19 protein-coding genes are annotated in these 21,800 nt (G+C 69.2%); 5 read left to right on the top strand and 14 right to left on the bottom strand.

Annotation, left to right across the window (positions count from 1 at the left end):
* Positions 1–288 precede the first annotated feature (288 nt).
* The 9 genes from AC069H_RS33295 to AC069H_RS33255 all read right to left on the bottom strand — a co-directional run bounded on the left by AC069H_RS33295 (position 289) and on the right by AC069H_RS33255 (position 11,811).
* Positions 289–1,254 (bottom strand): LLM class flavin-dependent oxidoreductase, encoded by a 966-nt coding sequence (locus AC069H_RS33295; protein ID WP_478226817.1) that lies wholly within the window; start codon positions 1,252–1,254, stop codon positions 289–291.
* Between the two features lie 15 nt (positions 1,255–1,269).
* The gene (locus tag AC069H_RS33290) at positions 1,270–3,189 is read right to left on the bottom strand and encodes a GTP-binding protein (protein WP_478234973.1); all 1,920 of its coding nucleotides are present in this window, start codon (positions 3,187–3,189) and stop codon (positions 1,270–1,272) included.
* Positions 3,190–3,405: 216 nt separating this feature from the next.
* Positions 3,406–4,848, bottom strand: coding sequence for a glycoside hydrolase family 3 protein (locus AC069H_RS33285; RefSeq protein WP_478234972.1), 1,443 nt, complete (start codon positions 4,846–4,848; stop codon positions 3,406–3,408).
* Between the two features lie 3 nt (positions 4,849–4,851).
* Positions 4,852–5,682, bottom strand: coding sequence for a carbohydrate ABC transporter permease (locus tag AC069H_RS33280; protein ID WP_478226820.1), 831 nt, complete (start codon positions 5,680–5,682; stop codon positions 4,852–4,854).
* Positions 5,679–6,665 carry a carbohydrate ABC transporter permease gene (locus AC069H_RS33275; protein WP_478234971.1) on the bottom strand — a complete coding sequence of 329 codons (987 nt, stop codon included), beginning with the start codon at positions 6,663–6,665 and terminating at the stop codon, positions 5,679–5,681. The genes AC069H_RS33280 and AC069H_RS33275 overlap by 4 nt, the downstream gene beginning before the upstream one ends.
* Complete coding sequence (locus tag AC069H_RS33270; protein WP_478234970.1) at positions 6,662–7,954, bottom strand: extracellular solute-binding protein; 1,293 nt, start codon at positions 7,952–7,954, stop codon at positions 6,662–6,664. The genes AC069H_RS33275 and AC069H_RS33270 overlap by 4 nt, the downstream gene beginning before the upstream one ends.
* A gap of 383 nt (positions 7,955–8,337) precedes the next feature.
* Positions 8,338–8,760, bottom strand: a complete 423-nt coding sequence (locus AC069H_RS33265; protein ID WP_478234969.1) for a DoxX family protein — start codon at positions 8,758–8,760, stop codon at positions 8,338–8,340.
* 135 nt (positions 8,761–8,895) lie between these two features.
* On the bottom strand, positions 8,896–10,935 hold the full coding sequence (locus AC069H_RS33260) for a hypothetical protein (RefSeq protein ID WP_478234968.1): 2,040 nt from the start codon (positions 10,933–10,935) through the stop codon (positions 8,896–8,898).
* Positions 10,936–11,013: 78 nt separating this feature from the next.
* On the bottom strand, positions 11,014–11,811 hold the full coding sequence (locus AC069H_RS33255; RefSeq protein WP_478234967.1) for a thioesterase family protein: 798 nt from the start codon (positions 11,809–11,811) through the stop codon (positions 11,014–11,016).
* A gap of 58 nt (positions 11,812–11,869) precedes the next feature.
* On the opposite strand from AC069H_RS33255, the gene AC069H_RS33250 reads away from it, so the two are divergent.
* The gene (locus tag AC069H_RS33250) at positions 11,870–12,565 is read left to right on the top strand and encodes a TetR/AcrR family transcriptional regulator (RefSeq protein WP_478234966.1); all 696 of its coding nucleotides are present in this window, start codon (positions 11,870–11,872) and stop codon (positions 12,563–12,565) included.
* Positions 12,566–12,574: 9 nt separating this feature from the next.
* The gene (locus AC069H_RS33245) at positions 12,575–13,780 is read left to right on the top strand and encodes a PP2C family protein-serine/threonine phosphatase (RefSeq protein WP_478226826.1); all 1,206 of its coding nucleotides are present in this window, start codon (positions 12,575–12,577) and stop codon (positions 13,778–13,780) included.
* A gap of 1 nt (position 13,781) precedes the next feature.
* Here AC069H_RS33245 and AC069H_RS33240 read toward each other — a convergent pair whose 3' ends face one another.
* Positions 13,782–14,351: a YdeI/OmpD-associated family protein gene (locus AC069H_RS33240; RefSeq protein WP_478234965.1), complete on the bottom strand. Its 570-nt coding sequence runs from the start codon at positions 14,349–14,351 to the stop codon at positions 13,782–13,784.
* Positions 14,352–14,441: 90 nt separating this feature from the next.
* Between AC069H_RS33240 and AC069H_RS33235 the strand changes: the two genes are divergently transcribed.
* The gene (locus AC069H_RS33235; protein WP_478226828.1) at positions 14,442–14,801 is read left to right on the top strand and encodes an arsenate reductase family protein; all 360 of its coding nucleotides are present in this window, start codon (positions 14,442–14,444) and stop codon (positions 14,799–14,801) included.
* A gap of 36 nt (positions 14,802–14,837) precedes the next feature.
* Here AC069H_RS33235 and AC069H_RS33230 read toward each other — a convergent pair whose 3' ends face one another.
* The gene (locus AC069H_RS33230) at positions 14,838–16,019 is read right to left on the bottom strand and encodes an MFS transporter (RefSeq protein ID WP_478234964.1); all 1,182 of its coding nucleotides are present in this window, start codon (positions 16,017–16,019) and stop codon (positions 14,838–14,840) included.
* Positions 16,020–16,094: 75 nt separating this feature from the next.
* On the opposite strand from AC069H_RS33230, the gene AC069H_RS33225 reads away from it, so the two are divergent.
* The gene (locus AC069H_RS33225) at positions 16,095–16,637 is read left to right on the top strand and encodes an ArsR/SmtB family transcription factor (protein ID WP_478226830.1); all 543 of its coding nucleotides are present in this window, start codon (positions 16,095–16,097) and stop codon (positions 16,635–16,637) included.
* 49 nt (positions 16,638–16,686) lie between these two features.
* Here the strand turns inward: AC069H_RS33225 and AC069H_RS33220 are convergent, their stop codons facing one another.
* Complete coding sequence (locus AC069H_RS33220; RefSeq protein ID WP_478234963.1) at positions 16,687–17,844, bottom strand: epoxide hydrolase family protein; 1,158 nt, start codon at positions 17,842–17,844, stop codon at positions 16,687–16,689.
* A gap of 61 nt (positions 17,845–17,905) precedes the next feature.
* Between AC069H_RS33220 and AC069H_RS33215 the strand changes: the two genes are divergently transcribed.
* The gene (locus AC069H_RS33215) at positions 17,906–18,865 is read left to right on the top strand and encodes a helix-turn-helix transcriptional regulator (RefSeq protein WP_478234962.1); all 960 of its coding nucleotides are present in this window, start codon (positions 17,906–17,908) and stop codon (positions 18,863–18,865) included.
* A gap of 18 nt (positions 18,866–18,883) precedes the next feature.
* Here AC069H_RS33215 and AC069H_RS33210 read toward each other — a convergent pair whose 3' ends face one another.
* Positions 18,884–20,545, bottom strand: coding sequence for a sulfatase-like hydrolase/transferase (locus tag AC069H_RS33210; RefSeq protein WP_478234961.1), 1,662 nt, complete (start codon positions 20,543–20,545; stop codon positions 18,884–18,886).
* A gap of 62 nt (positions 20,546–20,607) precedes the next feature.
* The gene (locus AC069H_RS33205) at positions 20,608–21,747 is read right to left on the bottom strand and encodes a PucR family transcriptional regulator (RefSeq protein WP_478234960.1); all 1,140 of its coding nucleotides are present in this window, start codon (positions 21,745–21,747) and stop codon (positions 20,608–20,610) included.
* Positions 21,748–21,800 lie beyond the last annotated feature (53 nt).

Genomic DNA, 21,800 nt, shown 5'->3' with positions numbered 1-21,800 from the left:
TCTATCCGCTGGTCAAGTGGCTGGTGGAGGGGCTCGTCACAGTGGCCTGACACATCTTGACTGTCCACAGGGGACACTCTCGGGGGGCGGTGCCTGATTCGGGCGTTTTGCGAAGGTGTCGTGAGTGATAAAGACGGTTCTAACCGTCCTTATCACTCACGACCTCGGTAAAAACCGTACAGAGCGACACCGGCCGGCGTTTCGCCGCATTGGCTGTGGGGAAAGTCCCCTTCACCAGGCGCCGCTGGTCCGGCCCCGTCCGCGTTCAGAGGACGAAACGCGGTGAGGTCAGCCGCGCAGAGCCGACGCGATCCGGCCCGCCGCGGCGAAGGACTCCTCCTCCGGCTCGCCGAGCAAGGGGAGCAGGATGACGGATTCGGTCCCGGCCGCGTACAGCGCGCGGATCTGCTCGACACAGCGGTCGAGCGGCCCGCTGATGCTCAGCCGGTCGATCCACTCGGGCCGCAGCCGCCGCGCCAGCTCCGCCCGGTCGTCCTTCGCGGCGGCGACCTCGGCCAGCAGTTCGGCGCCGAAGTCCAGCGGTTCCAGCGCCGGGCCCGAGTTCGGCCCGATCGCGGAAGCGACGTCGGCCCGTGCGCGCTCGCGGGCCCGTTCGGGATCGGCGTCGAGGGCCAGCCAGTTGTAGGTGGCGATCGTATGGCCTTCGACGCCGATGAGATCGCGTGTCGCGCGGACGTATTCCGGGGTCGCCGGTTCGGCGAGCAGCGTCCCGTCCGCGACCCGGCCCGCCGCCGCGAGCGACTTCGGCCCGCGGACGCCGGCGACGAGCTTCGGCGGCAGCGCGGGCGGGAACTCCAGCTCGACCTCGTCGAGCCGGACGTGCTTGCCCTCGAAGGAAACGCGCTCGCCCGCCAGCAGCCGCCGGATGACCGTCAGCGTCTCCTCGAACGCCGCCAGCGCCGACTTCGGCCACGCGTCGATCTGGCGCATCCAGCTCGGCACCCCGTGCCCGAACCCGACGATCAGCCGTCCCGGGTACAGCTCCGCCAGCGCCGCGATCTCCATGGCCGCGATGGCCGGGTTCCTCGCCACGGCGGGCATGATGCCGATGCCGAGGGTGATCTTCTCGGTCGCCGCCAGCACCGCCGACGCCGTCGCGATCCCGCCCGCGTAGAAGCAGTCCTCGACGATCCAGACCTCGTCCAGGCCCTCCTGTTCCGCGCGCCGGGCGAGGCCGGTCAGCCGGGCGGCGGGCAGCTCGCGCGGGATCCTGACCCCGAGCCGTGAAACCATGACGTTCTCCGATCCTCAGACGCGCCGCAGCACGCGTAGCAGGTATTCCTTGCGGTTCAACGGGTTGTGATCGGTCCTCGACCGTGACGGCGCGGCACCCCGGACAGGCCGGTAGCCGTGGAAGGCGGTCTCCATCGTGCCTTCGCCCCGGGCCGCCGAAGGCAGGAACTGATGCACCTCATGGGTTTTCGCCGCCGGGATCTCGCCTTCCAGCTCCGCTGTCCCGGCTTTCGTGACCGTCGTACGCGGGACGGCACGAGCCTGCGCCAGCAGGGCGGTGACCGGGCCGAGGGTGTCGGCCGGGGTCTGGAGGAAGAACCGGTGCATCGGTTCGTGCACGGTCGTCCCGGCCTCGCGCAGCGCCGCCATCAGCACCAACGGCGTCAGGTCGCGGAAATCGCCCGCGGTGCTGGACATGCTCTTGTCGAAGGTGCCGTGCGCATGGCTTTGCCGGGCGTAATAACCCGAATGCGTCATCGTCACCACGCAATCGAGCACCTCCCAGCCGTGGAGGCCTTCGCGCAGTGTCTCCTTCACCGTTTCCTCCACGGCTTTGACGAAGGAATACGGCATGGAGCCGAGTTCGACCTCAAGCTGGAACGAGATCCCGCTTCCGGGTGACCCCGGTCCGACACGGAGCCCGACCGTCGCCAGAAAGGGATTCGGCGCCTTGCCGATGAGTTCGGCGGCCGACCCGGTGCCGGAGACGTGCTCGACGCAGATCGTGGTCGTCTCACTGAACGTGACGTCGAGGCCGTACTCGTCCGCGAGCGTCGCCTGTATGACCTCTTTCTGCACTTCTCCGTACAGCGAAACGGAAGTCTCCTGGCGGACCTCGTCGTGCCGCAGGCCGATCAGGGGGTCCTGCTCGGTCAGCCGGGTGAGCGCCTGGTGCAGCGGCCCGCGATCGGACGGGCGCACCGGCGAGACGACGGTTTCCAGTGTGGGTGGCGAGAACAGCGCTTCCCGCACTCGCGCCCGGGCCCCGAGCATGTCTCCGATCCGGACATCGAGCCCCGAGAGCTTCGCGATCCGCCCGGCGTCGACCGAGCCCGACGGCACGGCCGAGCCGTTGTCGAAGACGCTGATCGCGGTGACCTTGCCTTCGCCGTCCCCGAGCGGGACCTTGTCGCGCACGGCGACGCTGCCGGAGAACAGCCGCACGTAGGCGATCTTCTCGCCGCCCGGCGCGCGCTCGACTTTGAACACCGTGCCGGACAGCGGCCCGTCGACGTCGCTTTCCTCGGCGGGCAACAGGTTCTCGATACCGTCGCGGAGCGCGTCGATCCCGGCGCCGGTGATCGCGGACCCGAAGTAGACCGGATGAGCGAGACCTTCGGCGACTTTCGCAGTCAGTTCGGCGCGGAGCCGCGACGGCGTGAACGCGTCCGGGGCGGTGAGGTACTCGGTGAGGAAGTCCTCGTCGAGGGTCGCCAGGAGGTCGATCACCCGATCGGGTTCCATTGGGTCCATCGCGATCGCCGACGGCGTGAGTTTCGCGGTGATTTCCTGGAACACCCTGCCGGGATCGGCTCCTCGGCGGTCCAGTTTGTTCACGAACAGCAGCACCGGGATGCCCAGCCGTCGCAGCGTCCGCATCAGGACACGGGTCTGCGCCTGGACGCCTTCGACCGCCGAAAGCACCAGGACGGCGCCGTCGAGCACGCCGAGCGCGCGTTCGACCTCGGCGATGAAATCGGGGTGGCCGGGGGTGTCGATCAGGTTGACGGTGACGTCGCCGAGGGCGAACGAGACCACGGCCGCCTTGATGGTGATGCCGCGGGCGCGTTCGAGCGCCAGTGTGTCGGTCTGCGTGCTGCCGTCGTCGACGCTGCCCAGCTCGCCGATGATCCCGGCGGTGTGCAACAGCCGCTCGGTCAGGCTCGTCTTCCCGGCGTCAACATGCGCCAGAATCCCCAGATTGAGGGTCTTCACGAGTGGTCTTGTCCTCGAGGTAGGCGGGAATTACCTGATGGAAGGACGTGGACACTCGCAAGACGATCATCTCCTAGGCCGGGAACCGATCCCCAGGACTACAACACCCCTGATCCGGTACCGCAACCGAATTACCCTCGAACGCATTTCGTCCTCTGAACGCGGTACTTGCGTGTGCATGTACCGCATCCAGAGGACGAAATGCGAGAGAGGAGGTCAGGCCAAGTACTCGGCCGCGGCCCGGAGGCTGACGTAGGACCCGCTGAACGTGTCGATCCGCGGGCCGTCGGTCTCCGGCCCCGGCACGCCGGTCTCGACCCGGATGTAGTCCACAGTGGACTCTCGCAGCCAGCCGAGGAACTCGCGGACCTCGGGGTGCCGGTGCGCCTCGCGCGTCACGATCACGAGGTCGCGGGCGCCGTGGACGGCCTCGATCGCGGTCGCGATCCCGTCCGCGCCGACCTTGAGCGCCCGCGTGCCGGGCACGAGTTCGGTCAGATGCGAGCCGAGCCCCCACGGCATCGGGCCCGCCGCGACGATCGGCTCGGTCTCGATGTCGATCACCAGCGGTGGCCCGGCCAGCTTCGGCGACCCCTGGATCCGCAACGCCTTGCGCGCCGCCTCCAGGCCGAGCCGATGATCCACCGGCGAGATCGGCGTCGACACCGGGGGAGTGCCGAGTGCCGCGACCCGCTCCGACGCCTCGGCCAGCCGCTCCAGCGGCAGCTCACCGGACTCGACGGCGGCCGCGATGACCGCCGCGATCCGGTTCAGCTCGTCCTCTTCGAACGACACACCGCCGAGGCAGAGCGCGTCGGCGCCGGCGATCAGCGCCCGCACCGACGCCCGGCCGACCCCCTCGGTCTTGCCGAGTTCGCCGGCGACGGCACCCATGTCGAGCGCGTCGGTGACCACCGCGCCGGTGAAGCCGAGTTCGTCGCGCAGGATGTCGGTGAGTGCCTTCGGGTTGAGCGTCGCTGGCAGCTCACCCCACGCGGGCACGACGAGGTGCCCGGTCATCACCGCGCGCACCCCCGCCGCGATCGCCGCCTTGAACGGGACGAGTTCGAGCTCGTGCAGTTCCGCCTCGGTCCTGGGCAAGACCGGGAGCGCGTGGTGCGAATCGTCGGTCGCGGCACCGTGCCCGGGGAAGTGCTTGGCCGACGCGGCCACGCCGTACTTCTGCAGGCCGGTGATGTACGCCGCGACATGCGGCGACGCCTTCACCGGATCCGAACCGAACGCGCGGACCCCGATCGAGGGATCCTCCGCCGCAAGCGTCAGATCCGCGCACGGGGCGAAGTTGATCGTGACCCCGCACGCGGCCAGCCGTTCGCCGAGCGCCGCCGCGACCGAGGTCGTCAGCTCGACGTCGTCCGCGGCGCCGAGTGCGAGCGGTCCCGGCACGAACGAGCCGGTGGCGACGTCGAGCCGGGTGACGTCACCGCCCTCCTCGTCGATGCCGACGAGCACGTCGGGCCGTTCCGCCCGCAGCTGCGCGCTCAGCGCGGCCACCTGCTCGTCGTCGACCACGTTGCGGCCGAACAGGATCGCGCCGCCGAGACCGTCGGCCACCTTGCGCCGCAGCCAATCCGGCGCGGTCGTGCCGTCGAAGCCCGGGACGAGAACGGATGCGGCGAGCTTTTCCGGTGAAGACAAGGATTACCCCTTCACTGCGCCAGCGGTCAGGTTGGACACGAGCTTGCGCTGAACGATGATGAAGAACACCAGTGCGGGCACGGCGTAGATGACCGACGCAGCCATGATGCCGCCCCAGTCCACGGAGAACGCCGTGCGGAACGAGGACAGCCACACCGGCAGCGTCTGCTTGTTCTGGTCGCGCATGAACACGAACGCGAACAGGAACTCGTTCCACGCGGTGATGAAACTGAACACCGAGGTGGTCACCAGTCCCGGCGCGAGCAACGGCAGCGTCACCCGGCGGAAGGCGCCCGCCCGGCTGCATCCGTCGATCATCGCGGCCTCTTCGAGGTCGTACGGGATGCCGTTGACGAAGCCGTAGAGCATCCAGCAGGTGAAAGGCAGCGTCGCCGCGAAGTACACCAGCAGCAGCGAAGGCAGCTGGTTGAGCAGCCCGGCGTCGCGCATCAGCAGGTACATCGGGATCAGCAGCGCCTCGAACGGCGCGAGCTGCGCGACCAGCACCAGCATCAGGAAACCCTTGCGCCCGCGGAATCGCATGCGGGACAAAGTGACCGCGGCCAGTACGCCCGCGACGAGCGAGCACAGCACGGCGCCGATCGTGACGATCAGGCTGTTGGTGAGGTAGGTGGTGAAACCGGGCTTCGTCAGCGCCGTGACGAAGTTTTCGAACGTCACCGAGAGCGGGACCAGGTCGTAGTCCGGTGACAGGACCTGGCCCGGCGTCTTCAGCGAGGACGTGACCATCCAGTACGTCGGGAAGACGAACAGGAGGGCCACGATCACCCCGAACGTGCCGAGGCCGATCCGCTGGATCAGGGACTTCTTCATGACAGGTCGGCCTCCTTCGTGCGCACCAGCAGCTGGACGTACCGGGCGGTGAGCAGGATCAGCACGAGCATCATCAGCAGGGCGGCGGTCGCCGCCAGGCCGAAGTGGTTGCCCGCGAGGCCCTTGAGGTACATGTAGACCGGCAGTGTCGTGCTGGCGCCGTCCGGCCCGCCCTGGCGGATCGCCCACACCTGGGCGAACAGCTTGAAGTCCCACAGAACCGACAGGAACGTCACCATGGTGAGGATCGGCCGGATGGCGGGCCAGCTGACCGCCCAGAACGCCTGCCAGGCGTTCGCGCCGTCGATGCCCGCGGCCTCGTACTGCTCCTTCGGGACGCCGAGAAGCCCGGCGTACAGGGTGAACGCCACGAACGGCACGGCCTGCCAGACGACCAGCAGGCCGATGACGGTCAGGGTGCTCGGCCCGGTGGAGAACCAGGAATGCCCGATGAACCCGTCGAAGCCGAGTTTCGCGAGCGTCTTGTTCAGGATCCCGTACTGCTGATCGAAGATCCACTGGAAGACCGTGGTCGTCGCGAGCACCGGGGTCGCCCACGCGAGGATCAGCGCGACCTGCAGGATCACCCGGACGACCGGGTTGAGATGCCGCATCAGCAGCGCCATGAAGAGCGCGAGCAGTAGGGTGGTGAGCACGACCGCGGCGGTGAACACCAGCGTGCGGACGGTGATCTCCCAGAATTCGGGGTCGGACAGGATCTCGGAGAAGTTTTCGAACCCGATCCAGACCATTTCTCCGGAGACCAGCTCACGGAGGTCGAGCTTGCGGAAACTGATCCCGATCAGCTGCAACGTCGGCCAGCCAAGCAGGACCAGGATCGCGACCAGCGCGGGAAGGATCAGCAGATACGGCGCCGTCCGTTCGCCGAGACGGAGGCGCCGATTCGACTTCGGCGGTTTGATGCGCGGCGAAGCCGGCGGGGAAGACCCCGCCGGCTTCGTCACATCTTTTGTCGTGGTCATCCGCCGATGAGCTTGTCGAGCGCGGCGTTGGCGTCGGCGGCCGCCTGGTCGAGCGATTTCGTTCCGGTCAGGTAAGCGGTCATCATGTCCTTGATCGGGTTCTGGCCGGACTCGACGTCACCCCACTTGGGGCTGGTCGGCACGGCGCGGCCGTTCTTGGCCGCCTCGGCCATGACCTTGCCGAACTCGCTGCCGGCGAGGGCGGAGACGTCGGTCGAGGTACCGGGGACGTAGCCGGCCTTGGCGAACTCGGTCTGGTACTTCGGGGTGCTGATCAGCTTGACGTAGTCCTTGGCCGCGGCCGCGTTCTTGCTGTTGGCCGGGATGACCAGGTTGGAGCCACCGAGGAAAACCGGGGCAGGCTTGCCGGCGGTCTTGCCGGGGATCGGGAAGGCGCCCGACTTCCCCTTGATCGACGGGTCGGTCTTGGCGGCGGTCTCGATACCACCCGACACGGCGATCATCATCGCGACCTTGCCCGCGCCGTAGATACCTTCCTGCTGCGGCGTCGCTTCGTCGGCGTCCTTCGGCGCCTTGGTGCCGGAAGCCTCGGTGAGCTGCTTGTAGAACTCGAGCCCGGCCTTCGCCTGCGGGGTATCCAGGGTCGACTTGAAGGACTTCCCGTTGGCCTGCGCGATGTCGCCGCCCTCGTCCCAGATGTAGGACAGCAGCTCGTACCAGTTCTGGCCGGGGTGGTAGAGGGCCTGGAACTCGGGGTCGCTGCCGAACTTGGTCTTGAGCTTGGTGATCGCGTCGAGCCATTCCGTCCGCGACTTCGGCGTCGCGGTGATACCGGCCTGCTCGAACATGTCCTTGCGGTAGATGACCTCACGGTTGGCCGCGTAGAACGGGACGCCGTAGGTCTTGCCGTCGAACTCGCCCGAAGCCTTGAGGCCCTGCAGCCACTGCGCGCCGTTGAAGTCGTTCACGCTCGACGTGAGGTCGGCGAGCACGCCCTGGTTCGCGAACGCGGGGGTCTGGGTGTTGCCCAGCTCGATCACGTCCGGCGGGTTGTCGCTGGCCAGCGCGGTGGTCAGCTTCTGCTGGATGCCGTTCCACTGCTGGATCTCGTACTTGACCTTGACGCCGGGGTGCGCGTCTTCGAATTCCTTGTGGAGCGAGTTCGTCAGGGCTTCCGGGGCGGTCCCCGTCATGAGCCAGACCGTGAGCGTGCCGTTCGAGGCCGGAGCGCTCGAATTCGTGCTGTCGCCACTGCCGGAACCGGCGCAGCCCGCCGTCGCGAGGGTGATGGCGGCGGCGCCCGCAGCCATCTTGAGCCAGCGCTTCACTCGTGCCGTCCTTTCGATGCCCGGCCACCATGCCGGGCTCCCACAAAATGGTGTAGACCAATGCGGGCAGCGTGGTACGTACCACTCCGGCTGTCAAGCAGGTGGCCGGTTCGTTGTAAACGAGCCGCAATCTTTCACCTTGAGTGAGCGCATGATCACGCTGATGATCGGTTTTCGGCGTCCTCGTCAGCGCCTCGCGAGGCACGCTGACATGCGGTTTTTCTTTGCCTGTTCCGGTGATCGGGGCATTCGGCGGGAGTCCTTTGCGCCGTTCGGTGCAAAGATGGCGCGCGTTCGCCTAGCCCGGGCGCGGCACGGTGATCACGGTCGAGGCCGGGGCCGCCGACGCGTTGCGAAAGCCACAGTGCAACGCCTTTCGCGGGCTAGCGCAGGTCCTCGTCGTCGGCGGGCGGCTTGATGCCGAGCAGCGCCCGCGTCTGATCCTGGAGGAACCACGCCAGCGTCGCGCAGGCGATCAACAGGATGAGCGGCAGAACCGGGCCGCCGTTGGGGAGGATGAACAGCTCCGTGATGCTCGCGCCGACCATGACCCCGGCCAGCAGGAGCGCCGACGGGCCGCCGAAACGGGGGATGAGCAGCCCGATCGCGCCGCCGACCTCGAACACGCCGGTCACGTACCGGAGCCACTGCCCGAGCCCGATCTCGGCGAAGGTCTGTTCGGTGTGGCCGCCCGCGAACAGCAGGTAGCCGCTGTAGAGGAACTCGGCGGCGAGCGCGACGCGCACGACCCACAGCACGATCGAGCCGATCGACAGGCTTCGGGTACCGCTGGCTCCGTCGGACATGCCGGGCATCTTTCTCCTGGTGAGCGCGGCTGGGCAAGTGCCGAGTGGGTACAGGTGGTCGTGAGTGGCGATTCGGGTTCTAACCCGAATCGCCACTCACGACCCCGGTGAGCCGAACGCGGGTCAGGACGCACGTCACTGCTCACCGAGGAGTATCTGTTCGAGCAACAGGTCCACGTCCCGGGCGGACTCGGCTTCGCCTATCCGGTGGAACGTTTCGGCGGCACGGAGCGCGCGGCGGGCGGCTTCCCGCATCCGGCCCGCGGCGCTGAGCACGTGGGCGGCGACGTGGTCGAGCTGGGCGGCGAGATGCTCCCTGACGGGCGCGGTTTCGGTTTCCACGGCGTGCACGGCGGTTTCCGCGGCGTCGAGCGCGGTCAGCGCCGCGTCGAGGTCGCCGGACCGCAGCCGGGAGAGCGTGGCGGCGTTGCGGCAGGTGGCGGCCACGTAACCGCCGCCGATCGCCGAGGCCGCGTCGGCGGCCCGCGCGTAGAAGTCGGCGGCGTTCGCGCCGTAGCCGAGCAGGTCGAGTTGCTCGGCGGCGGCCATGCTCACCGAGATGTAGGAATGCCCGGTGTCGCCCGAGTCCTGGAGTATTTCGGCGAGGACGGCGTATTCGTCGAAGGCGCGTGAGGATTCGCCGAGGGCGCGGTAGCTGTCGGCGAACATCCACCGGCAGCGGTGCGCCCAGTCCGGTGACGCGGTGAGCAGGGCGATGGTGCGGGGCGCGACGTCGAGCACGTCGTCGTAGCGGCCGGCGCCGTGCAGCGCGGTGACGAGGACGTACCAATGTTCCGCGGTGTCCTTGCCTTTCGACGCGGCGACACCGAGGGACGCGTAGGCGTCGTCGACGGCTTCGGAGAACCGGCCGGTGCCGATCAGCGAGAGCGCCCGGAGGTGGCGGAGATGTCCGCGCAACCGTTCCGGGCCGCCCACGGGCAGCGTCGACAGCAGGTGCTCGACGAAGATGTCCAGTTCGTCGAGCGCACCTGTGCGTTCGTACGCGATCCGGACCTGTTCGACGGCCTCGACGGCCTTCTCTCCGACGTTTCCGACGATGAAGGCGTCCGTCGCCGCCCGCGCGAGGTCCAGTGTGGTCACCGGATCCTCGCCGTCGCCGTTGCGCAGCGACGCTTCCAGGCACAGAAGGGTGCCGTGGAGCAAGGGATCGCCCGCTTCGCGAGCCCGCCCCGCTCCCCGTCGCAAGGCCTCGTACGCCTCGGAGGTCCGGCCCTGTCCGGAAAGCACGTGCGCCAGCCAGTATTCGCCCCAGCAGGCGGCGCGATCGTCCGTCCCGGCGCGCAACCGCGCCGCGGCCACCGTCGTCAGCGCGACCCCGGTCTCGGCCTGATCGTCGAAGACGAGCCAGAGGCCGAGCCAGCATTGGTTGAGCAGGAAACGGATTTCGTCGTTCTGACCCCGGAATCCGGCCGCGGCGTCGCGTAGCCGTTCCTCGGTGTCGTCGCCCTGGAAGAAGATCGCGCGCAGTTCGGTCAGCCGAGGGGCGATTTCGTCCGGGACGGTTTCGATCGCCGCGAGACAGGCTCGTGCCTCCTCCGGCTCGCATCGGTGATTGTGGATCTCCGCGCGGATGACGAGTTCCTCCGCGGACAATCCCGGCGGGGGCACGATCGGGGCACGGGGGAGCGCGGCAGGCAGGAGCGGCACGAATTCCGCGACCGGGTTCGCGGCCATCTTCCGTTCGGCGTACGCGGTGAAGTAGCCGGTGTGATCGCGTTCGTCGAGTTCTTCGGCTTCGACGAACGCCGCCGCCCGCATTCGCCGGTGGAGCCTGTTCAGGGGAACACCGTCGTACGGTCCGTTGAGAACGAACGGGATCTCGCCGTATCCGGTTTCCGTCAACCGGCGGGTGAGCAGCGCGGCCGAGGCGAAGAACTCCAGCCTGTCCACGGCGTCCGCGTGGTCGCCCACACCGTCCAAAAGCGACAGAAGATCGACACCGGTGTGCTCGTTGCCGGTGAGGGCGCAGAACTCCAGGCGCAGCGCGTGATCGCCGTAGCGGAGCGGATCCCCGGCGGACGCCCTCGTCACCCATCGGTAGGTCGACGCGGCCTCGGCGTACTTGCCGGCGGCCGCCAGTGGCACCAAGGTCCGGCAGAGCCGGGTGATCTCGGCTCCGCCGGAGCCGTCCGCGCGGCGCGGTTCCGCTTCCATGGTCCTGCCCCCAGAACAATGACGTCGACGCCGGATCTTAACTCCCGGCGCCGCGTCATGGTCCTGCTTTCGGGTGGTTCAGGGGACGCGTACGGCGGCGATTTGCGTCGCTTGCCCGATCAACCTGTTCTTCTCGTCCCAGAGTTCGGCGACCTCGTCCATCCGGTCGCCGCCGATCTCGCCCGCGCGCATCCGCACCCGCACCGGGCCCGGCGCCGGGATCCCGCGCAGGTACGCGGTGAACTGGACGGTCGGCGCCCAGCCCGCGATGCCGAGGTCGTAGGAGATCGGCGGCACCGGGTCGAGTGCCACGAGCAGGCTCACCGGATCCCAGTCGGTGCCGTCGGCGAGCCGCAGCCAGGACGAGATGACGCCTTTCCGGGACGGCTGTCCCACCGCGAACCCCGCCGAGGCCGGGTCGATCCGCTGCTCTACGACGTCCATCAAGCCGATCCGGAAGCCGCCCCCGCCGTCGGCCGGTATGGGCAGGCAATTCTGCTCCGGCGGGATCTCGACCGGGTCCACTCCGGACCACCATGCGTCACCGTCGGTCAGCACGCCCTGCGTGATCAGGGCTTCGGTGCAGGGCTCGCCATGCTGGCTCAGCCGCGCGCGCAACTGGGTGAGGCCGCGGCCTTCGCGCAGCACCTCGACCTCGACGACCGCCGGGCCGGGCTCCGGGGCCACGGAGAACGAGCCGCTGATCGCGGTCAGATGCGGATGGGAGGAGATCTCGGCGGCGGCCCTGGCGAGTACGGCGAGCAGATAGCCGCCGTGCAGCTTCGTTCCGATCGTCCACTGTGGATCGAGTTCGGTGTCGAACACCGGGTGCTCGCCCCGGCGGACGAGGGCGGTCGCGGTCTGGAAAGGCGCCATGGCTCAAGCTGACATCGTCAAGTTGACGGTGTCAAGTCAATGCTGGCAGCATCACGGCATGGGCGCGAAGCGGACGAAGGCGCGGCCGGGTGAAGGGGAGAAGCTGCGGGGCGAGATCCTGTGCGCCGCCGAAGCCCTGCTCGGCGAGGCGGGGACCGACGAGGCGCTGACGCTGCGTGCCGTGGCGCGCCGGACCGGCGTCTCCACACCGTCGGTCTACGCGCATTTCCCGAGCCGCGACGCCTTGCTGGAGGCGGTCTGCCTGCGGGTGTGGGACGAACTCGCGCACCGGATGCGCGAACACGCCGTCGAGGTCACCGATCCGATGCGCTCGCTGAGCCGGTGCGCGCGGGTATACGCGCGGTTCGCGCTCGACCATCCGGTGCAGTACCGGGTGCTCCTGATGCGTCCCTCCGCCGGCTCGTCTCCCGGTGCGGTCGCCTGTTTCCGGTATCTCGCCGACGCGACGACCACTTGTGTGCGGGCCGGCATCCTGCGCGGCGAACCGGAAGTGCTCGCGATGGGCCTCTGGTCGGCGATGCACGGCTGTGTGAGCCTGCTGATCGCCCAGCCGGGCTTCGGCTGGCCGGAGGAACCCGAGGCGCTGATCGACACCGTCATCCGGATGGCCGGTCTCGGCACGGCACTCGCCTGCCGCGTCCCGCGGGACGCCATTCCGCCGAGTGCCGTACTGGCGAAGGACCTCGACGGACTGGCGGCGGGCTGGGCGGTGCGGGCCGGGCGGACTGGATAGGCTCTGCGCATGTCCGAGACCCCGACCGCCGACGAGCGGCTCAAGGTGCTCGAGGCCATCACCGACACGTCCTTGGGGAAACTCGGTCAGGACAAGGTGATGGCCACGATCCTGGCGCGCGTGCGCGAAGTCCTCGGGGTGGACACGGCCACGGTGCTCCGGCTCGACCCCACAGTGCAGCAACTGCAGGCCATCGCCGCCTCCGGGATCGAGGAGGAGGTCTACCAGGACGTCCGGATCCCGGTGGGAGCCGGTTTCGCGGGACGGGTGGCCGAGCAGCGGCGGCCGGTCATCATCGACCGCGTGGACGAGACCACGGTGGTGAACGCGCTCCTGTGGGAACGGGGGCTGCGCAGGCTGCTCGGTGTGCCGATGCTGGCCGAAGACGAGTTGGTCGGCGTCCTGCACGTCGGGTCGGTGACGGCGCGGGAGTTCTCCGAGACCGACGTCGAGCTGCTGCGGCTGGTGGCCGCGCGGCTCGCGCTGGAGGTGCAGATCGACGTCGCCGCCAGCGATCGCGCGGCCGCGGCGGCGCTCCAGCGGAGCCTGGTGCCCGCGCGGCTGCCCGCCGTCCCCGGGATGAAGTTCGCCGCCCGGTACGTGCCGGGGACCGAGCCCGGCGTCGGCGGTGACTGGTACGACCTGTTCCCGTTGCCGGACGGCGGTCTCGGCATCGTGATGGGTGATGTCGCCGGGCACGGCCTCAACGCCGCGGTGATCATGGGACGGTTGCGGAGCGCCCTTCGCGCCTACGCGCTCGAATCGGACGACCCGGCGGAAGTGCTGTCCAAACTGGACCGGAAGGTCCAGCATTTCGAGCCGGGAGCGCTGGCCACCGTCGTTTACGGGTCGGTGTCGGCTTCGCGGGACCGGTCGGTGATCTCGCTGGCCGGGCACCTGCCTCCGGTGCTCGCCGCGCCCGACAGCCCTTCGGTGTTCGTCGAGGCCCCGGTCGACCCGCCCATCGGTGTCACCGGACCGCGGCGACGAAGAACCGAGATCGAACTGCCGCCCGGCGGCGTGCTCGCCTTCTATACCGACGGTCTCGTGGAGCGCCGGGACCAGCTGATCGACGTCGGTTTGCAACGGCTCGCCGGCGTGGTCACCACCGATCCGCCTTCGGTGGTGTGCGCGCGGGTGATGGCCGCGCTCGTCGGCGCCACGCCGGCGCAGGACGACATCGCCCTCCTCGTGGCCCGCCGCGAACGGAACTGAGTCACCGGACCGGGTGGTTGGCGCGGAGGTTCACGGCCGCGAGCTCGACAGTCCTGGCGATCCGCCGCTCCCGGGTCTCCGGCTTCTTCGCCGTCAGGATCCATTCCAGGATCAGCCTTTTCGACGATGGCGGGAACTTCTCGAAATGGGTGCGGGCGGCCTCGTCGGCGTCGAGCCGGGCGCGCAGGTCCTCGGGGACGCCGTCGCCGTCCGGCACGACCTGCCAGCGGCCCTTCTCCTTGGCGAGATCGATCATCGCCTGCCCGCGTTCGGTCATCAGTCCCTCGGCGATCAGGCGAGTGGCCCGCTCGCGGTTGACCCGGCTCCACGAACTCCTGGGGTTGCGCGGAGTGAACCGCAGCCGGGAGCTCGTGGCGTCGTTCTTGCGGTGCAGCCCGTCGATCCAGCCGAAACACAGGGCCTGCTCCATCGCCTCTTCGATGCGGACGCTGGGAACGCCGCTGTCCTTGTGCCGGATGACCAGCCAGACCTCCTTCGCGGTCCCGGCGTACTCGGCCAGCCAAGCGCGCCACTCGGCGGGAGAGGCGGCGGTGAAGGTGGTCTCGTCCATGGCCGGGTTCCTTCCGTCGTAACGTCTGTGACCATCATCGGAAGCAAAGTGCTCACCGAGTGAGCGCTTTTCGAAGGGAGGTGGCCCCGGATGGAGATCTGGGTGAACCCGGCGTGTTCCAAATGCCGGTCCGCGGTGTCGATGCTGGACGAGGCGGGAGCCGAGTACACCGTGCGGAAGTACCTCGAAGAGCCGCCGACGGCGAAAGAACTGAAGGCCGTCCTCAAGCGGCTCGGCCTCGAGCCGTGGGACATCACCCGCACCGCCGAGCCGATCGCGAAGGAACTCGAGCTGAAGACGTGGGGGCGCACACCCGTCGACCGCGATCGATGGATCGAGGCGCTGGTCACCCATCCGAAGCTGATCCAGCGGCCGATCATCACCGCCGACGACGGCACGACCGTCGTCGCTCGGACCCCGGAGGCCGTGCAGTCGGTGCTGCCAGGCTGACCGCCTCGTGAGTGGTGAGGACGGTTCTAACCGTCCTCACCACTCACGAGGGGTGAGCAGCACCAGCGTCAGGATCACGGCGGCCGCGCCCGCGAACACCGGTCGTAGCCCGAAGGTCTCCGCGAACAGCCCGGCCGCCGCGGCGCCCAGTGGTTTGGTGCCCCACGCGACGAGCCGGTGGCCGCTGGTGGCCCGCCCGAGCAGATGGTCCGGGATGATCCGCTGCCGCAGTGAAACGACGACGACGTTCCACACCATGACCCCGGCCCCGCCGAGGAAGAAGACCGCGCCGATCACGTACGGATTCGCGGTCACCGCCGGGATTCCCGCGAACGCGGCGCCGGTGAGCAGGCTGAGTACCAACGCGCGGGAACGGCCGAGCGCGAGTTCGATCCGCTCGGCCGCGAACGACCCCGCGAAACTGCCGAGGGCGATGGTGGCCAGCAGGAAACCGTAGGCCTGTTCGGACAGGCCCATCGCCGACGACGGTCCCACCGCGTGGAGCACGAAGAGCGTGATCACCGCGCTCGTGGCGAGGTTGAACCCGCCGACCATGATCGCCAGGATCCGGAGAATCCGGTTTTCCCAAAGGAAACGCAGACCTTCGACGAGATCTTCGTGCACGCTCGTGTCCCGCGTCCGTTCGGCGCGGAACGAGCCCGGGACGAAGAAGAGTGCGACGATCGCGACGATCCAGAGCGCCGATGGCGCGGCGAACGCGGCGAAAGACCCTGCGGCGACAAGGAAACCGCCCAGTGGCGGGCCGGCGAATTCGTTCGCCGTGAGTTCGGCGGCGTAGAGGCGGCTGTTGGCCCGCGTCAGCCGTTCGCGGCCGACGACCTGGGGGAGGATCGCCTGCGCGGCCGTGTCGTGGACCGTCTCGGCGAGCCCGAGACCCAGCGCGACGACGTAAAGCAGCCAGATCGACCCGTGTCCCAGCGCGATCGCCGCCGCGAGCGCGGCGAGCAGGCTCGCGCGGACCACGTTGGCGGCGAGCATCGCGCGGCGGCGGTCGACGCGGTCGGCGAGCACGCCGGCGTGCAGGGCGAACACCAGCCACGGCAAGGACGACACGGTTGCCAGCCCCGCGATGAGCGCCGGCGACCGGGTGAACTGGACGGCCACCAGTCCGAGCGCGATCTTGACGATCCCGTCGGCCAGGTTCGACAGCCCCGACGAACTCCACAGCCGCCAGTAGGGGGTCCCGAGCGAGGTCACCGATGGAGGATCGCACATCGATTGAGAAAACTCCATCGATGTTTCTCTTCTCCATCGGTCGGCTACGCTGCGGTCATGGACGATCAGGTCGCCGCGAGGGTCGCGGACCGGCGGCGCGAGGCGACGGCGCGTGAGGCCAAGGCGCTCGGTCATCCCTTGCGGCTGCGCATCCTCCGGCTCTGCGGCGAGCGGGAACTGACCAACAAGGAACTCGCCGTCAGGCTGGACAAGGATCCCGGAACCGTGCTCTACCACGTGCGGCAGCTCACCGAGGCCGGTCTGCTGGAGCAGGCCCCGGTGCGCACCGGGGCGAGCGGCGCGCTGGAGAAGCCCTACCGCAGCGCCGGCAAGTCCTGGTGGCTGGACGGGCCGTTGAACGGCGAGGACGAAGACACCCGGTTCGGGCCGATCGAGGCCTTCCAGGACGAACTCCGCGAGGCCGGGCCGGGTTCGGTGCGGGTGGTCGAGCGGTTCGCGCTGCACCTCTCGCCGGAAGAGGCCACCGAACTCGACAACCGCATCCTCGACATCCTCGACGAGTATGTGGCGACCGACCGGCAGCGGCTCGACAGGCCGCTGCTGAACGGGATCTTCCTGCTGCACCGCATGGCCGAGTGACCTCGTGAGTGGTGAGGACGGTTAGAACCGTCCTCACCACTCACGAGGGTCACGCCAGCTTGCGGAAGAACTGCCGGATGTCGCCGACCAGCAGATCCGGCGCGTCCTGCGTCGCCCAGTGGCTGCCGCGGTCGAATTCCTGCCACGAAACGATGTTCGCGTGGTCCCGCTCGGCGAAGCGCCGCAGCGGCCGGAAGTCGTAGGCGAAACTCGCCAGCCCGGTCGGCGCGGTCGTCGGCTCGGCCGGGTGCTCGCTGTGCTTGTCCTCGTAATAGAACCGCGCCGCCGAGGCAGCGGTGTTGGTGAGCCAGTACAGCGTGGCGTTGGTGAGCACGTGGTCGTCACTCGTGGCCGAGAGCAGCTGCGCGCTCCACGCCAGCTGCCCGGTCGGCGAGTCGGCCAGCGCGTGCGCGAGGTTCTGCGGCGCGCTCTCCTGGAGTTTGGCGTAGCCGGACATGTCGTCGTTGAAGGTCTGGAGGAACTGCATGTACTCCAGTTCCTTCTCGGTCATGCCCTCGAACTCCGCCGGGTCGCCGCTGGGGAAGGAGAACAGCTGCGTGACGTGCACGCCGATCACGTGGTCCTTGTCGACGCGGCCGACCTCGGGGGCGACGAACGAACCGGCGTCGTTCCCGTGCGTGCCGTAGCGCTCGTAACCCAGGCGGCGCATCAGCTCGGCCCAAGCCTGAGCGGTGCGGTACCGGTTCCAGCCCTTCTCGCGTGTCGGGCCGGAGAAGCCGAACCCGGGCAGCGACGGGATGACCACATGGAACGCTTCGGCCGCATCGCCCCCGTGGGAACGCGGGTCGGTCAGCTGGTCGATCAGGTCGAGGTATTCGAAGACCGAGTTCGGCCAGCCGTGGGTGAGGATCAGCGGCTTCGCGTCCGGCTCCGGCGAGCGGACGTGCAGGAAGTGGATGTTCTGCCCGTCGATCTCCGTGGTGAACTGCGGGTACTCGTTGAGCTTCGCCTCCCACTTGCGCCAGTCGTAGTCCTCGCGCCAGTACGACACGAGCCGCTGCACGTATTCCAGGGGCACGCCGTACTCCCAGCCCGGCGTGACCGGTCCGCGCTGCACCCCGTCGGTCACCTGGTCGGCGGGCAGTTCGTTCGCCCAGCGGACGCGGGCCAGGCGGTCGGCCAGGTCGTCCAGCTCGGCCTGCGGGATCTCGACGCGGAAGGGCTTGATCTCGGTGTTTTCGTTCATGAGACCAAGGTAGGGTTTCATTAGGAACGTTCCGTTCCTAAAGGAGGAGCATCCTGAAAAAATGTTGGAAACTTCGGCACGACTACTCCGTTTGCTCTCCCTCCTGCAGACTCCCCGTGACTGGACCGGTACTGAACTGGCGGAACGCCTCAAGGTCAGCCCCCGTACGATCCGCAACGACGTCGAGCGGCTGCGCGCGCTCGGCTATCCGGTGGACGCGACCCGCGGTTCGGTCGGCGGATACCGCCTGGGCGCGGGCGCCGATCTGCCACCGTTGCTGCTGGACGACGAGGAGGCCGTCGCCGTCGCGATCGGCCTGCGCACCGCGGCGGGCGGCACCATCGCGGGTGTCGAGGAGACGTCGGTGCGCGCGCTCGCCAAGCTGGAGCGGGTACTCCCGTCCCGGTTGCGCCGCCGGGTGAACGCCTTGCAGGCGTACACGGTCCCGGTGCCGAGGGACGAGCCCGGCCCGCGTGTCGCCGCCGAGACGCTCACCGTGCTGACGGCGTGCTGCCGCGATCGTGAGGTGCTGCGGTTCGGCTACCTGACCCACGACGGTTCGGAAAGCGTCCGCAAGGTCGAGCCGTATCGCCTGGTGAACTGGGGGCGCCGCTGGTACCTCGTCGCCTGGGACCTCGACCGCGGCGACTGGCGCACGTTCCGCGTCGACAGGCTGACGCCGCGCGTCCCCACCGGTCCGCGGTTCACCGCGCGCGAACTGCCCGAGGACGTCACGGACCGGGTGCGGCGCGGCGTCTCGTCCGCCGCATGGCGCTACCGGGCCGAGGTCACCGTGCACGCGTCCGCGGAGGAGGTGACCGCGCGGATCAACCCGGCCGTCGGGACCGTGGAGGCCGTCGACGCGAACACGTGCGTCCTGCGCACCGGCGCGGACAGCATCGAGACAATGGCTGTCCACTTAGGACTGCTCAACTGCCCTTTCCGCGTCACCGAACCCCCGCAATTAGTCGACTACTTGCGCGAGTTGGCCGACCGGTATCGCGACGCCACCCGCATTTAGTCCTCTGAATGCGGGGTTTCAGCGAGCGAAGGTGGTCAGGAACCGGTCCCGGAACGCGTCCATCTTCCACACCGGCGCGTTCCGGTCCGGGTTCAGGCCGTCCTGCCAGTTCCAGCCGGCGATCTTGCCGAGTACCGCCTTGTCCCGCGTGACCACCGTGATCGGGACGTCGTGATCCGCGCCCGGGCCGGCGACGATCGGGTTCGGCTGGTGATCGCCCAGGAACACGAGCACGAGATCGTCGTCCCCGTACGTCTCCACGTACGAGATGAGCGAGTTCAGCGAATAGGCGATCGAGTTGCCGTACGCGCCGCGCACCTTGGCGGGGTCGGTGAACACCTCTTCGGGCGTTTTCCCTTGCGAGGGCATGGGTTTGTAGATCGACCCGTCCCCGACGGCGGCCCAGTCGACCATGCGGGGGAGCGGCGTCCACGGCCAGTGACTGGTGACGAGGTCGATCTCCGCCATCAGCGGCGGACGGTCCGCCTCCGCGCGTTCGGCGCGCTGGAAAGCCGAAAGCGTGAACTGGTCCGGCATCGTGGCGTAGGAGAACGGCGGGCCGCGATAGCCGATGCCGCGTGAGTCGTAGTAGCGGTCGTAGCCGTAGACCTTGCCTTCGGGCCAGTCCTCGGTATGCGCCGGGACGACGCCGACCGTCTCCCAGCCCGCCCGTTTGAACGCGCCGCCGAGGGTGAACCGGTCGGTCTTCACGAAGTCGTCGTAACGGTGCTGGCTGTCGACCCAGACCCCGGATTGGAACGTCGAGTGCGCCAGCCAGCTCCCCGCGCTCGTCGTCGGCGAGGTCAGGAACGCGCTGCGCGAGCCGTATCCGGCGTTCTTCAGCCGCGCCGTCCCGGCGTCGAGAACCGCGTCGACCTTCGGCGCGATGTCCGAGTCCTGGACGGCCACTCGCCCGTAGCTCTCGACGAAGGTGAACAGCACGTCCTTGCCCCGCAACGCGTTCAGCAGCCCGGAAGCCGGAGTGTCACGGAAAGCGTCGACGGCGATCTCCTCGGCGAAGGCCTCTCTGTCCCGGATACCGGCTCGCACCTGGCGGAGGTCGTCGTAGGCGAAGGCGACCGCGCTGCGTGACGCGAACGGCTGTCCCGGAGCGAGTTGCGCGCCGGTGACCGCGCAGACCATCCAGAGCACGCTGAGCACGGCCGTCACCCGGGTCGACGCGGTGCGCCGTCCGGCCACCACCCGGCTCAACCGCAGGACGGCGAGCGCCATCAGCACGATCACGACCACGGCCAGCAGCGTCAGCCCGGCGAACGACGCGAGCGCGCCCGCCCGGCCGATCGACGTGCCGAGCAGGTCGACACCGTTGCCGAGCACACCCCAGTCGAACACCGGGTTGAACCGCCGGTTCAGCGCGAGCCCGAAACCGATGTCGATGGCCTTGAGCACGGTCAGGAACCCGAGGAGCGTGCCGGCCGACACCGCGACGACGCGTCGCGCGCCGTCGCGCAGCATGAGTACGACCGCCACCCCGAGCAGCGCCTCCACCGGCAGCCGCACGAACGCCTCCGGCGTCAGCCCATCGAGGTCGTCCGGCGCGAGCAGGGCGAACAGCACGAGCACCGCGGACGCGGTCGTCGCCGCGCTGGACGCGATCTCGCGGGCTGTCGTCCGGTCGCCGGGCAGGCCGGCCAGTGCGGGACGCGGGAAGACCGACAAGGCGGGTTCCTTCCGGGGTGGACTGCCTTCATCGGGTTACACGGACGAGGGGCTCCGGCGGTTCAGCCCGATCGCCACGTGCGCAGCGCCCACCACCAGCTGACGGTGTGCCTCACATGCGCTCCGCCGTCTTCCTCCGGCGGGTCGAGCGACGTTCCGGTGATCTCGCCCAGCCGGGAAAGCCGATATCGGACGGTGTTCGCGTGGACGTGCAGCGCGGCGGCCGTCTGGTCGAGCCGCCGCCCGTGGTCGAGGTAGGCCAGCGCGGTCGAGACGAGTTGTTCGTGGAAGGGATCACCTGGCGTCAGCGCGTTCAGCAGGGTGCCTTCGAGCAGTGCGGCGAGCCTCGGTTGGGCGGCCAGCGCGGTCTCCACGGCCAGATCCGCCACCGCGTGCAGACCGCGGGACCGCGCGGCTGTCGGCAGGGCCATCACGCACAGGGCGTACGTGCCGCGGACCTCGGCGAGCGGGACGGCGGGGGAGGCCACCATGAGCACGTCGTCCCCGAGCGCCGACGGGGTGGGGAGCCGCGGCGCCAGCCCGGCCAGCCGCCCTTCGACCAGGCCGAAGACGCCACCCGCCGCGCCGAGCCGTCGCTCGACGACGCGTGCCTGGTACGGATCGCCGACGTCGGAGAGCAGGCAGTGGTAGCGCCCGCCCGGGTTCAGCCCGGCGTTCGCGACCTCCTCGGCCGAAGGCGCCGTCGTGTCGCCGCCCAGCAGCCGCCGCAGCAACCGGGCGCGGCTGTCGTGCACCGTGCGGGAGAGTTCGAGTTCGGCTTCGTGATACCCGGCGATGACCTGGCGTTCGAGCGCGCGGGTGTTCCGGTCGAAATCGACCAGCGCCGCCAGCATGACGTCGTCCGGCACCCCGGCCGCCTTGCCGCGTTCGACGGCGATCTCCACCGCGCGGCTGCGGCCCGCCTGCACCCCGCGCAGCAGCGCGGCGAGCGGCACGCCCTGCGCGGCCCTGTCCGCGCCGAGCACGGCGGCCGCGGCGTAGTCCTGCTCCCCGGCTCCGCCCGGCCGGTCGAACGAAGCGAGCCCGGCGGCGAGCACGATCGCGACGTGCCGCCGGTTCTCGTCCACCGGCAATCGCGCCACTTCGGGCGACTCCGTGCGGGCGGCCCGGACCACTTCGTCGACGACGCCGGCGTCGGCCGCCATCTCCCGCAGCACGTCGTGGAGCGACCGGTGCGCCATCGCCACCGCCTTCCCGCGCGGATTGTGCCCGGTGCACAACGAAGCCGGCGGTC

Source organism: Amycolatopsis sp. NPDC043887 (genome assembly GCF_056435665.1).
The sequence above is the reverse complement of the archived record's forward strand: the minus strand, read 5'-3'. Positions and strand labels throughout refer to the sequence as shown.